Source organism: Jeotgalibacillus haloalkalitolerans, from assembly GCF_034427455.1.
GTDB lineage: Bacteria > Bacillota > Bacilli > Bacillales > Jeotgalibacillaceae > Jeotgalibacillus > Jeotgalibacillus haloalkalitolerans.
The window spans coordinates 50,634-64,201 of the sequence record NZ_JAXQNN010000003.1 but is presented as its reverse complement, the minus strand read 5'-3'; the positions used below and the strand labels follow the sequence as shown (position 1 = coordinate 64,201).

The window sequence follows — 13,568 nt, the reverse complement described above, 5'->3', positions numbered from 1 at the left end:
TTTAAAACAACAAACCTGCAACTGCTAATGTTCCCTTCATGATCAAGCGGTCAATCAGGTAAATGACTATGTATGACGCCGCAATTAGCGTCGCCGTGACAGGAAGCTGTACTCCTTCAAACATTCGGATCCTCCTTTGAGCTGATGACTGCAACTATATAACAGGAACCAGGAGTCTGATTTATTTTAGTCGTCAGGATGACCGACCGGACAGTCTCATTGATACGATGTACTGTGATAGATGTGTTATATATATCTGCTGTACCAGCATATTATCTATAGCGGGTTTCAAATTTACTCCAGATCTCTTGACTTTTTTCACTAGAAAACTCATGCATTAATTGCGAATCAAACAATATTTGAAAAGTATGTGGATCAATCAATTTTCTAATATCACGATCAAATGGATCGTTAATCATTCTCCGTAGTGTATCGGGCATGTTTAACGCTAACCTGATAGAGCCACTATATCTGATCTGAAATGTCTGTTTGAAGCTTTCTATTTCTTTTTCAGTCATCGAATGGTAGACTTCAGCGACACCTCCAGGACCGAATCGATAGTTCTGCGCAACAATAAACTTACCGGCGATTGCTTGCCAAGAAGACCATTTCTCCTCCAGTTTAAAACGTATTTCAAAAATAGGATCCCCTGCTTCAAGCATCGTTTTACTTGCCAGGATACTAAACTCTCCAGGATGACCAGCACTCAAATAGGTCTTTGTAGATGAGTGTGATTTTTTATTTATACGATCGAAAAAATAATAATGGAAAAGATTTTCTTTATCTATCCCTAAAATAGTACTCATTTTTTCATCTTTAATGAGGTTATTAGCGTAATCACATTCTATGTCAATTAACCTGGTGAATGGGGATTCAATGTATTTCATGCTTTCAAATTGCATGATATCACTTAACAGGTTTTCCCCAGAAGTCAGCATCGCTTTATCTACTTCATACGCATTCAGATTATCTCTTGTAAAATCAAACATTAAAGCTTTAATTGTCTCTCCCAATGCTAATCTCCCCTTTAACAAACGTCGCATAAATTTCTTGCTGGCTAAACCATTGACAGGACGTATCATCCCATTCTTTACATCAATCGAATTAGTGGCAGTGATAAGATAAAATCATGATCTTTGCTGCCTGCTAATACGTATTTTTCAGCTATGAATTCTTACATTAGTAAACAGCACTCATTCGATCTCCTCTGGATTTTATTGCATCAGTGAAGAAAGTGATTGCCGGAATAAATTCTTGCTTAGAGGGCTGAAGCTTACCATCAAAAATCCCCTCCCATAATTCTTTCGGACTGGAGTGAGTGTTACCGGGATCTTCAAGGAAATCCTGTAAATAGTATGTCTCTATAAAACTTGCGAAACTTGAGTGACGGTCCAGCCAGTTTTGCACTTCTGTTACAACTTCATCCTGCGTCAGGCGTACATGATTCGAGCTTAAAAACTTTGTTAAAATAGCCCGTGAGTCTAAGTTCGAACTTTCCACTTCCCGATTTTTAAAGTAATGATAAATATGGTGCAGAGCAATAATAAAGTTATCTTTCGTTTTAGCAGCCCTGCCGATATTAAAGCCACGACATACACTGCTGAAGTTAGGCAATGTATATACTGCCTGTAAAAAATCCAGCATCGATTCATGGACATGAATATCATTTTTCTTAGCAAAAAATGCCCATACTGCCTGATTTTTAATTTTTCCAGTATTTTGAGCTATTCCTTCACTCACCATTTGCTTTTTTAACCCTGAAATGTCCGGCACAATTAATTTCTTATAGCGTTCGCTATACGCTAATAAATCTGAATGATAATACCGCATGTAAAGCGTTACATAGCTTTGCGGACTAATCAGTGTATCAGTATATTGAGCCTCACCAAATATCTTCTTTAACGCTTTTTTTGTTTCATTTGAACGGTCACAATCGAATTTTAACTGTTCAGCATTTAACAGCTTATAATTGTTAAAGCTTTCCCATGAATTACTCCCTAATAAATCACGATTTTTATAATATCCCAAAAAGTTTATTTCATTTATTGTCATCTATTTACCCCCCATGACTTTCGACTCACTTCATCATTATATCCCTTTTCCCATCCAAATTGTTCCTTGTGTTATAAACAATTTTTTTGGTCCTTTACACGAAACATTTGAGCATGATCGTCATCTCTCACTTAAAACGGCCTTCCTAAACGCCATCTCAAGATTCCTCTTCAAAAAATCCGGTAATTCATCCTGACGGAGCAGTTCTTCCTTTGTGAACCAGTAGACATTGTCCACCTCTTCCCCGCTTTTCGCAAAAGCTTCTCCACTGATATGTCTGCACAAAAAGACAATGTCCACAACGTGCTTTCCCGTATCAGTGATAAAAGAGGAACTGTTCACATATTGTTCTACCTCAACTTTAATACCAACTTCTTCAAACACTTCACGCTCAAGACTGCGTTCCAGAATGTCATAAGAAAACCCTTCCTGGTCCACCTGTCCTCCAACAAATGCAAGCCCGCCGCCTGCATGCTCTTCCTTTTCACTGCGACGAATCATCAGCCACCTGTCATCTCTATAAATGGCTGCCTCCACATTTACGATAAACATCATCCATACTCTCCTTATATGTTGAGAAATTAAAAGCTGTGCCTATAATAAAAACCACACAAAAATACTGACAGCAATCACGATCACTCCGGCCCACATCTTATAAAACTGAAGTATGTATCCCGTTATCATGCCTGCAATTGCAAGCCATTTAAAATTATAGAAATCTCTAATATTTTCAGCAATGTAACCAATCCAGGTACTGAACATCAAAAACAGAATCATAAAAGGAATGATTACAATGCTTCCGATTTTTACAGCTTTCATTACCTCACTCCTCTTATGGGTGAAATTTCAGAAAAACATATTCATAATAGTAAATACATGCAAACATGATTCATACCAATTATTTCAAACATACATCATATTCACAATCTATATTCAGAAAATTTTCACAACATATCCCTCGTATTAATATGAGATCCATCGTGAATTGTAGACAATAAGCAGCTTCTACACTCAGTAAAATTCGCACTAAATCACTTCATTTTTCTATGGAAACAAAATGACAAATACCTCAATATGTGGTAAACTTAGGTTGACATATTACACAAAATAACTGGATACAAAGAAAGGAAATGATATGATGTCAACTGGAATCATTGCCTTAATAGCCTCTGTTATATGGATCGTTTTAATCCTTGAGTTTTTAAAACCTGAAAAAATACATAACAATCGAAAAATCATTACGTTAACTTCTGCGGGTTCATTATTGACACTCGTACTCACCATCTCTCTATTCCAAGGTATCAATTTTTAACAAATTAAGTTTTACTTTAACTAGAATACAGAATTTAAGATCATCGTAATCTTTTTAGGATAGGAGAGGTTTTAATGAGCTTTTGGACTTGGGTAGCTATAGCGGTTGCATTAATCGGGGGCATTGTAGCTGCTGGCGGTAAGAAAAAAGAAAACTGATATTATTCCGACATGAGTTTGTCTGATTACATAAATGTATTGCAATAACATCAACATAGGGTTACGTTTTAAAACTGGAGGATGAAATTTGATTATCAGAAACTATAAGACTGACGATGAAGTCGGCTGGGTCCGTTGCAGGGTGTTATCATTTCTGGATACAGCCTATTACGACAATGTACTTAAGAACAAAGAAACCTATAAAAATCCAGCGATTGAACTGGTAGCAGTAGAGAATGATCAAATTGTTGGCCTGCTGGATATTGAATATGATGCAAATGAAACAACAGTATGCACAAGAGGTGAAGGCCTTGGCGGCATGATCTGGCATATTGCCACACATCCCGATTTTCAAAGAAAAGGGATTGCAACTAAGCTGTTGAAAAAGGCAGAGCAGATGGCTAAAGAAATAGGGCTGGACTATCTCGAAGCCTGGACCAGGGATGATAAATGGGTGAATAAATGGTATGAAAAGAGCCGATTTGATAAGACCTACTCATATCTCCATGTGTTTGCTGAAGGAAAGAATGAAGTCAAAGAAGTAATGAAAGCGGATGATCCTAAATTTAAGATCATACAGGCATTTGCACATTATGCCGGGGATCAACAGGATGATATTAAAGCCAAATTTAAGCGCGTCCATGAATGCAATTGTTATGAGAAAAACCTGAAATGATTTCAGTGATGGATATAATACCCGTACACTGGATGAGCCAGTTACATTCTCCCCATATATAAAAGACTCTGATCAGCTTTAATTGATCAGAGTCTTTTCTTCTATGCCAGCAACAATTTCTCTGACTGAATCTCCGTTTTCGCAATCATTTGCATCGCTTCCATTACGTGTTGAAGTCTTTCAAGGGTTGCTCCATAATACTCATTCCGCTCATCTCTGGAAACTTGCGAAGGAGAGACATCCAAACGCTCTGCAAGTTCCTGTTGACTTAAGCCGAGATAGATACGATAGGCAATTAAAGACTTCCCTAAGTTATGAAAATTGATAATCGGTTCAAACTCTCCTCTTTTGATCCGCTCATAATAGATGACTTCTTCTTTTAATTGTTCATGAAAAGTGATCGCCGGCTGGAGCGCTTTCTCCACTTGCTCTTTTGTAAGGTCCATGTCTGCCAGCACTTTTCTTTGTTTCTGAATAAAGTCTTGATCTTCCTGAAGTTTTTCTAATGCCTTTTTATAAGCTGATTCAGTTTTAATCATACTGCGCACCACCTTTAATCTATAATTTTTACAATTCCTTTTGGAAGAAAAGAATCCCTTGTCTTTCTGAAAGCAGCAGGAAATTGCTGCTGGTTACCGTATTCATCTAAAATACCTGAAGGCTGACCAAAATGCGGGTATAATTCAACTCGATATTTGTGCCACATAGGTAATTGCTTTTTAGTGAAGCCCCGGTATGACTTGCGACTGCTGCTATCCCATGTCCAAATCTTATAAGGGTCCAGCGCATTGAGTTTTCTCTCCAATTCCCCCGATGCTAACTCCTTCAAATCACATTCAAAATAACCGTCAATATCATTAGGATGAGCTTTTTCTTCAACAAAAGATCCATCTATATAAATATTCTCAATACCTACATCCCATAACTGCTGAACCAATGCTTCTAAATTATCAACTAAATATAATCTCCACTTTACATCCCAAGGCAAGTCATTGTGCGGTCCACGAACAAGAATTGAACTTCTCAGCTCATTTAGCGTCAATGAATAATCCTCTGGTGGGAGAAGACCATCTTTATTAAATTCCATGAGCCCGTTTCTCCTTAATATTATATTCAAAAACAACACTTTTGATAACTTAACATATTTGTTAATTTATTTTAACATACTTCGCAGATAAAATATAGCGTGCTAGAAACCAGTTTAAAATCCATAGTTATGGATATGAGTTTTATCAAGTCAATTCTAAAAACGGAACTCAGAAGTGAGTGAACGAACAAAAGAACCCCCTCTCATGATGAGAAGAAGTCCTTCTATTTAAAGGGATCTATTCAACAAACAAACTCACCCTTCTCAACCAGCCGCTCCGCAATCCCCCGATTCTTCTCAACCAGCCCGCCAAGAGAACCAAAACGACTGCATGCCCGCACCGTCAAGGCGATCATTTCATCCCGCTTCTCACCCGTGCACACATTCCCGGCCAGCACCCTCGAAATCCGCTCTGCATCCCACATTGCGCTATCAAGATACGTTCTCGCCAAATCAATTTTCAGCGATTCCTTCTCTTCTCCGTTTTTCAATACAGCCTTTTGCGTTCTGGCCATAGCTGACTCGGCTGCGAACAGTAAAATCGCCAGGTCCGCAAGATTCATCAGTGCTTCCTGCTCCTCCACTAATGATTCACCATACGCTTCATAGACAAGTCCCGCATTGACTAAGAACAGATTCCGGATCGTCTCAACTGCCGCCCGCTCCTGTGCCAGAATGCCGTCTTCAACGGACGCACTGTTACTAAGCGCTCCAAAAGCCTCCTGCACACGGGCAGCCAGATCCACTTCCCCCTTCATCACTTTTCTGAATAAATGAGTCGGGATCAGCAAACGGTTAATTTCGTTTGTGCCTTCAAAGATCCGGTTGATTCTTGAATCGCGGTACATCTGCTCAATGCCGTATTCCTGGATAAAGCCGGCGCCGCCGTGCAGCTGAAGTGCTTCATCCACGACATAATCAAGCGTTTCTGAGCCGAACACCTTACACACCGCACACTCCACCGCGTATTCACCCATCTGTTTTCCGATCAGCTTATAGTCAAACGTCTCGGCTAAATCACCGAGCGCGTCTTCGATGAGGCTCGCTGTCCGGTATTGCAGGGAATCTGCTGCGTAAATGCGTGCAGCCATCCAGGCGATCTTTTGTTTTGTCGCAGGGAATTCAGCAATTGAGCGTTTGAACTGCTTACGCTCTTTTACAAAGCCAATTGTTTTCTTTAACGCGGTCTTTGATACCCCTGCCCCTGCAGAGCCGAGATTGAAGCGTCCGAGATTCAGTACATTCAGCGCAATGACGTGCCCTCTGCCGACTTCACCCAGCAGATTTTCAACCGGCACCAGGCAGTCTTCAAAAATGACTGATCTTGTAGACGACCCTTTAATTCCCATCTTCTTTTCCTCAGGTCCAAGCGATAAACCCGGGAAATCCTTTTCCACGATAAATGCTGTGAAATGCTGTCCATCCACTTTTGCATATACGATAAATGTATCTGAGAAGACTGCATTCGTAATGTAGAGTTTCGTTCCATTTAATACGAAATGCGTTTTTTCATCATTCAATACAGCTGTTGTCTGGGCGGCAAGTGCGTCTGATCCGGCATTAGGTTCTGTTAGACAGTAAGCGCCGATATATTCTCCTGAAGCAAGCTTTGGCAGATACTTTTGCTTTTGTTCTTCAGTGCCAAAGTATGTAATCGGCAGCGTCGCGATACATGTATGATTGGAGTGCGCGACCCCATAGCCGCCACCTGATCCGATCATTTCACCGACAATGCCTTTACTGATTTTATCGAGCCCGAGCCCGCCGTACTTTTCAGGAATGCTGTGTGCGAGCAGACCGAGATCCCCTGCTTTTCGCATGAGCTCAGGCACCACTTCAAATTCCTGCCGCTCAATCCGTTCAGCGTAAGGTGCTACTTCCTTTTCCAGAAACTGTCTGGCTGTCGCGCCAATCATTTTATGCTCATCTGTCAGATCCTCAGGTGTAAAGATGTCTTCAGGATCAGACGATGAATATAAAAAACCGGCTCCCTTATTTAATACAGTGCGCTTTTCCATATCAAAATCCTCCTTAAGATTATTCTTCAATCACACTCGCCCCGTGGACAAGCAGCGTTTTTACAAACTGATCAAAATGAGCAAACCGCTTATCGTTTGTCTGACCTTTTTGATAACGGAAGTAGATCTGCTGGCAGATGACGGCAAGCTTTAAATAGGCAAACGTTAAATAGAAATCCATATTGCTTACGTCTCGCCCGCTCTTTTTCGCATACGCTTCAATGAATTCATTGCGCGTCAGAAACCCTTCATTTACCGTCACTGAAGGCTTACCCAGCCCGTGCTTCAACAGATGTGGATCATCCCGCTGAATCCAGTAGCTCATCGCAGCCCCAAGGTCAGCCAGCGGATCACCGACCGTTGACATCTCCCAGTCAAACAGTCCGGTCATCTCCTTCAGGTCTTCAGTGAACATCGCATTATTTAATTTATAATCGTAGTGAATGACAGTCGGGGCCTGACTCTGCGGGATATTTGCCATCATCCACTTCTGCAGCCTTTCAGCCTCTGGAACTTCGTCTGTCTTGGCACGCTCATAACGTCCGATCCAGCCGTGCACCTGCCTTTCCATAAAGCCGTCCGGGTTACTGATGTCAACCAGTCCCGTTTTCGTATAATCAATCGCATGCAGCTCCACCAGGCGGTCGATCATCGTCTGTGACAGTCCGCGGCAGATCTCAGGCGTTACTTTCACACCTTCAGGGAATGACGTATCCAGCACAATCCCGCGCTTTCGCTCCATGATGAAGAACGGACTGCCGACAATGGATTCATCATCTGAAAAGAGGATCGGCTTTGGTGCAGGTGAAAACAGTGGCTGCAATTCTGATAAAATCTTAAACTCACGGTTCATATCATGCGCTTTTGGTGCAACCGGTCCGAGCGGCGGTCTTCTTAATACCGCTTCCCAATCACCAATCGTCAGCTGATACGTTAAATTTGAATGCCCTGCCCAGAACTGTTTTAATTCAAGCGACCCGTCCGGCAGATCAAGCTCTCCGCGGAGAAAGGTTTCCAAAACGCCAAGGTCCAGACCCTCGCCTTCTTTTACCGAGGTCGTATCTGCCTGTTTCATACGCGTCCCTCCTCAGCAACAAGATGCTTCTCCATCTCCCGTCTCATGTCATCCGGAATCGCCGCGCTGACCTGATTTTCAAAGTCGAAATACACCACAACTGCATTTCCGACTGCGATTAAGACGCCTGTCTGAGCACAGGAGATGCGATGCTCAAGTTCAAAGCTTTTCGTTCCTATGCGGGTAATATAGGTTTCCACTTTTAGCACCTGATCAAAATAGCCCTGGCTCTTAAACTCACATTTTGTTGAAGCGAGGATGAACCGCCAGTCTTTGACGTCCATACCGTAGCCGAGTGAGGCAATAAACTGTACACGTGCTTCTTCAAAATAGATAAAATAACTCGTATTATTCACATGGCCTAATGCATCTGTCTCACAAAACCTGACTGTCACTTCATTTGTATGCATGAACCTGCACCCCTTTTATTTAGTTACTGCTGTTTTTGAATAGTCATAGAAACCTCTACCTGTCTTTCGGCCAAGCTCACCTTTTTCGACTTTTTCAAGAATGCAATCAAAAGGTTTGTCTGCCGGATCGCCTGTCTCCTGATAGCGCTGCTCCATCACAAACTGTGCAACATCGAGTCCTGACAGATCCATGAGCTCAAATGGACCGATCGGATGGTTCAGCGCTTTTTTGCAGATCAGGTCAATGTCCTTAAAGTCTGCAATGCCTTGTTCATACAGTGAGACTGCTTCTTTTTGCAGCGCGCCTAAAATGCGGTTCGCGACAAATCCTGAGATCTCTTTTTCCAACAGTACGCCCGTCCGGTTGATCACGCGGCATACCTCCATCGCAAGTGCTGCCGTTTCATCACTTGTCTTATCGCTTTTTACGACTTCAACCAGGTCCATCACGAGCGGCGGGAAGAAGAAATGCATATTCACGACTTTATCCGGACGACCGGTTACGTCTGCAATCAGGCTGTTGACGATGGTTGAGCTGTTTGTTGCAAATACTGTGTGAGGAGGCGCGTATGCTTCAAGCTTTCTGAAGACCTCTCTTTTGACAACCAGTTTTTCCGTTACGGCTTCAATGACGAGGTCTGCCTGCTTTACAGACGCTTCAAGATCCTGTGAAAAGCGCAGGCGTTGAAACGCTTTCATTTTATCGTTTTCAGAAATTTTATCTTTTGATACCCAGCGGTCCATGATGGCATGAAGCTTTGACTCTGCGTCCTGCAGTGCTTGTTCGTTGATGTCCTGAATGACTGTTTCGTATCCGCCGAGCGCACATAGCATGCCAATCTGATGTCCCATACTGCCTGATCCAATGACTGTTACGTTTTTCACTTCATTCATGTTGTTTCCTCCTTTGTACTGACCGGTTGGTATGTTTGGTGTAAAAAAAGAACTGAACTGACTTTGCTAACCGTTTCGCTGCGCTTCAGGCGGACGCTTTCCGCGGCCGGGCGGTGAGCCCGCAGGCTTCGCCATGCTCGGTCTCACGCGTCCTTTCCTGCCGCAGGAGTCGCCGCCTTACGCTCCGCTGCACTAAAATAAGTATAAAAAATTTCAACTGCTAATTTATTTTTTAATTCTAATCTTAAAGCTCGATTCCTTTTAAAATCATATCTGTAAATAAACGCGCAACTTCTTCTTCAGACTGGTCACCTTCTGGGTTGTACCACTGGTAGCTCCAGTTGGCCATGCCTAGTACGCCGAATGTTGCGATTGAGGCATTCAGGTCTGAACGGAATTCGCCTGTTTCGATGCCTTCTTTGATCAGATCTTCAATTGTCAGTCTGAACTGATCACGCTTTGGGATAATCTCAGCAAGTCTTTCCTCATTCAGGTTTCGCATCTCCCTGAAAAATACCTTTGCACTGGCGCCCTGCGTTTTGATATTGCTAATCAGCATATGCACCATCTCATACAGCTTTGTTTTACAGTTTTTCGACTCATCACGCATGATGTTTTCCTGCTGCTCGAGCAGATCATTGATATAGCGGAGCTGAATGTCCATCAGCAGCTCTTCTTTGCTGGAGAAGTAATAGTAAAACGTTCCCTTGGTCACGCCATTTGCGTCTACGATATCCTGAATCGACGTTTCGCTGAATCCCTTTTTCTCAAATAATCGTATACTTTGTTCCGTAATTTTTTCCTTCACAGTCTTCACGCCTCTGTTTTTAAAAGTATGGCTAAAATTATATCACACGCTCTTACATCGCATGCGTGCCGCCATCGACAATGAGCACGTCACCAGTCACATAAGCAGATGCTTTTGAGGCAAGAAATAGCGCAGCCCCTTTTAGATCATCATCTGACCCGAACCGCTTCATCGGCGTCACTTCCATGATTGGGTCCTTCCCCTGATCAATGATTGCTTTTGACATTTTCGTAGGGAAAAAGCCCGGCGCAATCGCATTGACGTTGATATTGTGTCTGCCCCATTTGACAGCAAGGTCCTTCGTCATCGTAATGACCGCACCCTTACTCGTGTTGTAGCCAATTGTGTCCATCACTCTGGGATCCGTGCCGCCAAGCCCTGCAACTGAAGCAATATTAATGATTTTGCCTGACTGCTGCTCAATCATTTTTCTTCCTGCAGCCTGACTCATTAAAAATGTACCCGTCACATTGACGTCCATCACCTTCCGCCATGCTTCTAGCGGCATGTCTTCTGCACGTGCGCCCCACGTTGCCCCGCTGTTATTCACTAAAATATCAATCGAACCAAATGCTTCTACAGTTTCATTCACTGCACGCTCCGCATCAGCCGGATTCGAAATATCACACTGCAGCGCAAGCGTATTAACCCCAAGCTTTGCTAAACGGTCTGCCACTTCCTGACACGCTTCAAGCTTTCTTGAACAAATCACCACATTCGCACCAGCCTCAGCAAACCCTTCAGCAATCTGCTCACCAAGTCCGCGTCCTCCACCCGTTACCAGCGCTGTCTTTCCCGTCAGATCAAACAATTCCATTACCTTCATTTTTCATTCCTCCCGTTCCCCTGATATTTTTTCAGCTCAAGTCTGCCAATCTGTGCGCGGTGCACCTCATCCGGTCCATCCGCAAGCCTCAGCGTTCTTGCACTTGCCCAGTGAGCTGCAAGCGGGAAGTCCTCTGATACACCTGCTGCACCAAGCGCCTGGATCGCCCGGTCAATTACCTTGAGTGCCATTGAAGGTGCCACGACTTTAATCATCGCAATCTCCGCTTTTGCCACCTTATTGCCGACTGTATCCATCATATAAGCAGCCTTTAATGTCAGCAGTCTCGCCTGCTCAATCTCAATCCGCGAATCCGCAATCCACTCACGGATCACGCCCTGACTCGCAAGCGGTTTGTCAAACGCTTGACGGTCCACAACACGCTTACATAACTCCTCAAGCGCACGTTCCGCTGCACCGATCAGCCTCATACAATGATGAATTCTTCCCGGTCCAAGCCGTCCCTGCGCAATTGCAAATCCTTTTCCCTCACCTAAAATCATATTCTCTGCAGGCACTCTGACATTTTCAAACGTAATCTCCCCGTGGCCATGCGGCGCATGATCATAGCCAAACACCGGCAGCATCCGCTCAATCGTCACACCCGGCGTATCAAGCGGCACGAGAATCATCGACTGCTGCTCATACTTATCAGCACCGGGATCCGTCTTCCCCATCACAATGCCAATCTTGCACCTTGGATCCCCGGCACCCGACGACCACCACTTTCGGCCGTTAATCACATACTCATCACCGTCCCGCTCAATCCGCGCTTCAATATTTGTCGCATCAGATGAAGCTACATCAGGCTCGGTCATCGAAAAGCACGAGCGGATCTCACCGGCAAGTAACGGCTTCAGCCACTTCTCCTTCTGCTCCTCTGTTCCGTACCGCACCAACACTTCCATGTTCCCGGTATCCGGTGCATTACAATTAAACACTTCTGGCCCAATCATCGAACGCCCCATGATCTCACAAAGCGGCGCGTACTCTACATTGCTGAGGCCAGCCCCGTACTCACTCTCAGGCAAAAACAAATTCCACAGCCCCTCAGCCTTTGCCTTCTCCTTCAGCTCTTCCATGATTGGCGGCACCTTACTCCAGCGGCTGTCCCCTTCATTTACCTGCCGCTCATACACCGTTTCATTCGGATACACATGCTCCTCCATAAATGAAGTGAGCTTTTTCTCAAGATCTTTCACCTTAGCAGAATAAGAAAAATCCATACTTCCATCCCCTTTTGTTTTACTAACTAACCGGTCGGTATGTATGGTTTTAGTATAACGGATTTGGTATTGGAGTCAACTAAATAATGGGAGGGATTCTGTCACCAGCCAGGAGATTGAAACGGTGCAGGGCTTAATTTAGTGGAAAATCTATAGAATTTTAATACCTTAGAATCTAGCATTACATAAATTAAAACTTTATATATTTTAAGAACACTTGCCCGGCAATACACCTTCACCTTTCCTATAAAACTCTAAAATCATTTCGTCTATTTTTTTCTATCAGGCTATTGTACAGGCATTAAGTCACTCCTTTTCATATACATATTAATGCAACAACAACTATGAAAAGGAGAGATTTAAATGTGTTGCGAAAAAAAAGATTCATGTGTCTGTGGTATTGTTCACGAGATTGTGAGAATTCAGGACGAGGTAGCTGCTAACAATAATGGGTGCTGTGTAACAGGATGTGACCAGGCAATCAGAAAACTGCTATCACCAATCGGGACTAATGGGAATGGAAATGGTCCTACTACTATTCCCTTCGCACTTTACTGCAAGGGAGATTGCAAACCGTTTATCGGAAGTGGCGTATACAAATCACCTGTTGGCGGATCTGGAATGACCGCTTTAAAGTGTGTTGAAACACCTATCTTCCGGGCAAAAAAGTTTGTGGATAAAGATAAAGACAGAGAAAAAGATAAGTGCTGCGTCCAGCTGGAATTACTACTTCCAGTTCCGATGGGAGGGGGTGCGCCTGCAGCATCAGTAAAAGAAAAAGAAAATGGAAAAGCAAAAACAATATGCGATTTCTTCCCTGGAGACAGCATCAGAAACCTGCAGGCAACTGGCATCTGCCTGACAGTAGACTTGAATTGTTTCTGCGGTATCGTATGTCTGGATCCAATCACGCCTATATCTGTATCTGAGTTTGACAGGGTTTAAAAAACGAGGACTAAACGTTAAGGGTCTTTGGACTTGAGCGAGGCAGCAAAAGGATACAACCGAGTATCTTTTTGCTGCTTT

General features: G+C 43.3%; 16 protein-coding genes. 2 read left to right on the top strand and 14 right to left on the bottom strand.

The window, feature by feature from the left end; genetic code table 11:
* Nucleotide 1 precedes the first annotated feature (1 nt).
* From UFB30_RS10350 to UFB30_RS10330, 5 genes are all read right to left on the bottom strand, one after another.
* On the bottom strand, nucleotides 2-124 hold the full coding sequence (locus tag UFB30_RS10350; RefSeq protein ID WP_322421618.1) for a hypothetical protein: 123 nt from the start codon (nucleotides 122-124) through the stop codon (nucleotides 2-4).
* 148 nt (nucleotides 125-272) lie between these two features.
* A complete protein-coding gene (locus tag UFB30_RS10345) occupies nucleotides 273-1,013 on the bottom strand; it encodes a hypothetical protein (protein ID WP_322421617.1) in 741 nt (246 codons plus the stop codon).
* 166 nt (nucleotides 1,014-1,179) lie between these two features.
* Complete coding sequence (locus tag UFB30_RS10340; protein ID WP_322421616.1) at nucleotides 1,180-2,052, bottom strand: hypothetical protein; 873 nt, start codon at nucleotides 2,050-2,052, stop codon at nucleotides 1,180-1,182.
* A 120-nt stretch (nucleotides 2,053-2,172) separates the two neighbouring features.
* Complete coding sequence (locus UFB30_RS10335) at nucleotides 2,173-2,604, bottom strand: NUDIX domain-containing protein (protein WP_322421615.1); 432 nt, start codon at nucleotides 2,602-2,604, stop codon at nucleotides 2,173-2,175.
* 42 nt (nucleotides 2,605-2,646) lie between these two features.
* Nucleotides 2,647-2,871: a hypothetical protein gene (locus tag UFB30_RS10330; RefSeq protein ID WP_322421614.1), complete on the bottom strand. Its 225-nt coding sequence runs from the start codon at nucleotides 2,869-2,871 to the stop codon at nucleotides 2,647-2,649.
* 739 nt (nucleotides 2,872-3,610) lie between these two features.
* Here UFB30_RS10330 and UFB30_RS10325 point away from each other — a divergent pair.
* A complete protein-coding gene (locus UFB30_RS10325; protein WP_322421613.1) occupies nucleotides 3,611-4,198 on the top strand; it encodes a GNAT family N-acetyltransferase in 588 nt (195 codons plus the stop codon).
* Between the two features lie 101 nt (nucleotides 4,199-4,299).
* Here the strand turns inward: UFB30_RS10325 and UFB30_RS10320 are convergent, their stop codons facing one another.
* The 9 genes from UFB30_RS10320 to UFB30_RS10280 form a co-directional block, all read right to left on the bottom strand.
* Nucleotides 4,300-4,737: a helix-turn-helix domain-containing protein gene (locus UFB30_RS10320; RefSeq protein ID WP_322421611.1), complete on the bottom strand. Its 438-nt coding sequence runs from the start codon at nucleotides 4,735-4,737 to the stop codon at nucleotides 4,300-4,302.
* Nucleotides 4,738-4,751: 14 nt separating this feature from the next.
* Entirely contained in the window at nucleotides 4,752-5,285 is a 534-nt protein-coding gene (locus tag UFB30_RS10315; protein ID WP_322421610.1) for a DUF6932 family protein, read from the bottom strand.
* 242 nt (nucleotides 5,286-5,527) lie between these two features.
* Nucleotides 5,528-7,303 (bottom strand): acyl-CoA dehydrogenase FadE, encoded by a 1,776-nt coding sequence (locus tag UFB30_RS10310; RefSeq protein WP_322421609.1) that lies wholly within the window; start codon nucleotides 7,301-7,303, stop codon nucleotides 5,528-5,530.
* A gap of 19 nt (nucleotides 7,304-7,322) precedes the next feature.
* Nucleotides 7,323-8,378: a phosphotransferase family protein gene (locus UFB30_RS10305; RefSeq protein ID WP_322421608.1), complete on the bottom strand. Its 1,056-nt coding sequence runs from the start codon at nucleotides 8,376-8,378 to the stop codon at nucleotides 7,323-7,325.
* Entirely contained in the window at nucleotides 8,375-8,788 is a 414-nt protein-coding gene (locus UFB30_RS10300) for an acyl-CoA thioesterase (RefSeq protein ID WP_322421607.1), read from the bottom strand. The genes UFB30_RS10305 and UFB30_RS10300 overlap by 4 nt, the downstream gene beginning before the upstream one ends.
* Nucleotides 8,789-8,803: 15 nt before the next feature.
* Nucleotides 8,804-9,682: a 3-hydroxyacyl-CoA dehydrogenase family protein gene (locus tag UFB30_RS10295; RefSeq protein ID WP_322421606.1), complete on the bottom strand. Its 879-nt coding sequence runs from the start codon at nucleotides 9,680-9,682 to the stop codon at nucleotides 8,804-8,806.
* Between the two features lie 244 nt (nucleotides 9,683-9,926).
* Nucleotides 9,927-10,490: a TetR/AcrR family transcriptional regulator gene (locus UFB30_RS10290; protein WP_322421605.1), complete on the bottom strand. Its 564-nt coding sequence runs from the start codon at nucleotides 10,488-10,490 to the stop codon at nucleotides 9,927-9,929.
* 52 nt (nucleotides 10,491-10,542) lie between these two features.
* A complete protein-coding gene (locus tag UFB30_RS10285; protein WP_322421604.1) occupies nucleotides 10,543-11,316 on the bottom strand; it encodes an SDR family oxidoreductase in 774 nt (257 codons plus the stop codon).
* Nucleotides 11,313-12,542 carry an acyl-CoA dehydrogenase gene (locus UFB30_RS10280; RefSeq protein ID WP_322421603.1) on the bottom strand — a complete coding sequence of 410 codons (1,230 nt, stop codon included), beginning with the start codon at nucleotides 12,540-12,542 and terminating at the stop codon, nucleotides 11,313-11,315. Before UFB30_RS10280 ends, UFB30_RS10285 begins: the two co-directional genes overlap by 4 nt.
* Before the next feature lie 363 nt (nucleotides 12,543-12,905).
* Here UFB30_RS10280 and UFB30_RS10275 point away from each other — a divergent pair, with 363 nt between their 5' ends.
* Nucleotides 12,906-13,487, top strand: a complete 582-nt coding sequence (locus tag UFB30_RS10275) for a CotY/CotZ family spore coat protein (protein ID WP_322421602.1) — start codon at nucleotides 12,906-12,908, stop codon at nucleotides 13,485-13,487.
* Nucleotides 13,488-13,568: the final 81 nt, after the last annotated feature.